This is a genomic window from Arthrobacter sp. SPT-J7 (assembly GCF_059089965.1).
In genome coordinates, this window is sequence record NZ_JBNHFF010000346.1 from 1 (window position 1) to 2,429 (window position 2,429).

The 2,429-nt window shown below is 65.8% G+C and carries 2 protein-coding genes; both read right to left on the bottom strand.

The window, feature by feature from the left end; genetic code table 11:
- Positions 1-65 precede the first annotated feature (65 nt).
- Positions 66-1,334 (bottom strand): mannose-6-phosphate isomerase, class I, encoded by a 1,269-nt coding sequence (gene manA / locus AC5RWX_RS32440; RefSeq protein ID WP_494100281.1) that lies wholly within the window; start codon positions 1,332-1,334, stop codon positions 66-68.
- A gap of 41 nt (positions 1,335-1,375) precedes the next feature.
- Positions 1,376-2,429, bottom strand: a 1,054-nt coding sequence (locus AC5RWX_RS32445) for an LCP family protein (RefSeq protein ID WP_494100282.1), incomplete at its 5' end; no start/stop codon positions are given.

Consider the following 2,429-nt stretch of genomic DNA (forward strand, 5'->3'; position numbering starts at 1 on the left):
AGCAGCGTCAGGACAAGGGCGACGACGGCACCCGCCATGGTGCCGCCGTCGCCCTCTTGCTGCTGCTAGGCGCGGGCGAGACCCTCCCGCAATCCGGTAGTGACAGCGAAGACGAGGGCGGGTTCAGTGCTGCCGGCTACCGGATGAACGTTGACGGGCGCCTCGGCGGCTGCCAGGAAAGCGCTGCCGCCGCGGGAAAGCTGGAGGTCGCCCTTGGGTGAATCCAGGTAGACGTCCCCGGCCACTACGATCACCACTGCCGCGCCGGATTGTGCCAGCGGTACCGGCCCGGCGTCCGGGGTGAGTTCAATGCGCTGCAGCTGGAACTCCTCGAAAGGCGGGCGGAAAAGCTCCTGGTCCAGCACGGTCCGTTCGGCCTCGAGCCGCGGCACGGCCACGGGTTGGAAGTCGATGGTCCGCAGCAGTTCGGGGACGTCAACGAACTTGGGGGTGAGTCCTCCCCGCAGCACGTTGTCGGAGGACGCCATGACCTCAATGCCCAGGCCATACAGGTAAGCGTGGACGTTCCCGGCCGGCAGGTAGACCACCTCACCGGGTTCCAGCGAGATTCGGTTCAGCAGCAGCGAGATCAGGACTCCCGGATCACCCGGGTACTTTTCATTGAGGCTGATGGCTGTCGCAAGTTCGGTTTCGTAGGGAGCCAGCGGGGCTCCGGAAAGCAACGCGGCCACCACCAGGGCCGTGTCGTCGGCCACGGACTCGGCGCCTGAGATCAGCCGCTCGAAGGCCTTCCGCAAACCGGCGCCTTCATTGCTGTCCTCAAGATCCGCCAGCAGTGACTCGATCAGGGCGGGTGCTTCGCCCTCCACGGCGTCAAAGGCTGCAGCGACGTGCTGCAGGATTTCTCGGGCCTGGCCCGCGGGACGGAACCCGCACAGCGCCTCAAAGGGCGTCAGCGCAAGAATCATCTCAGGCTTGTGGTTGTCATCCCGGTAATTCCGGTTGGGGGCGTCAGCGGCAAGCCCCTCCGCGTTCTCCCGGGCGAAGCCCGCCCTTGCCTGCTCCAGGCTTGGGTGCACCTGGAGGGAGAGCGGCTGGGCGGCGGCCAGAATCTTGGCAAGGAAGGGCAACCGGGGCCCGAACCGCGCCACGGAGGCCGCCCCCAGGAAATGCTCCGGGTCGCCCGCGATCAGGGTGTCCAGGGCGGCACTGGACCTGTCTTCGGGCACGTGGGCCACGGACGGTGAATCGGGGTGCGCGCCGATCCACATCTCTGCCTCCGGACGCCCGGACTCCGGCCGCCCCAGCAAGGCGGCGATCGCCGTCGTCGATCCCCAGGCATAGTCCCGGAGGACGTTATCAATCTCGTACAAGGCGGTGTCCGTTTCCTAGGTAGGTCTGATAAGGGTGCTGGCTACAGCGGGGCGCATTGGCCGTTGGTGGCAACGAGCTGCCGGATGGCCTCCTCGTTGCCTTCGCGCTTGAGCTGGCTCAGCATCTCCTCCGTAATCGGCTCACCGTCGGGAGTGGTGGTCACGGGGATAAAGTCCGACGCCGTGGGCTGCTGTCTTGCGGGGCCTCCCGCCAGCAGGGTGGCGGGAGGGGCTCCTGCCGCCGCCTGTACAGGCCCGGCGCCTGCGGCAGGGACCACCATAACGTCATCGGGAGTTCCTGCCGACTGAGCCCCCTGCGCGGAAGCAGATGCCAGCAACTGGTCCACACGGGCGTGGATTTCATCGAAGTCGGGAACAGTGGAGAAGGAGGGATCGAAATCAGGCGGGCCGATGGTGAGCCGTTTGACGTCCTGGCCCTTTGCCTTCATGGCCAGGTCCACAAAGCTGCCCAACTGGGAGGAAGAGATGTTGGACTCCACCACCTTGGTTCCCGCGTTGGCGATGTCCTCGAACTTAGCCAGGAGGGTGGCTGGATCCAGCTGCTTGAGCATGGCCTGCTGCACGCATTGCTGTCGCTGGATGCGGGCGTAGTCGTCCACATATTCCCGCGACCGCCCGTACCACAGCGCCTGGTCTCCATTGAGTGTTTGTTCCCCGGCGGGGATCCACCCGAGGGGCATGCCGTGAGTCTGGCTGAAATCGTCGTAGTAGCCGCTCATGGGAACCCAGCCGCCGGCCTTGATCCTGATGCCGCCCATGGCGTCGATGAGGGATGAGAAGCCCTCCATGTCCACGAGTACATAAGCCTGCACGGTGAGGCCCAGCGTTCCGGAGACGGCCTCGAGGGTTGCCTGGGCACCGGGATCGGCCACGCCGGGGTAGAGGTCGGCGTACTCGTTGGTCACCTCGGTGTTGATCGCATTAATCAGGCACTCGTCACCGCAGTCGTAGCCGTCCGGGTAGACGGAGCGCATGGGGGAGTCCGCGCTGAACTGGGCGTTCTGCAGGTTCCGGGGTACGGAGATGATGGCGGTCTGGCCGGTCTTGGCATCCACGCTGAGCACGGAGAGGCTG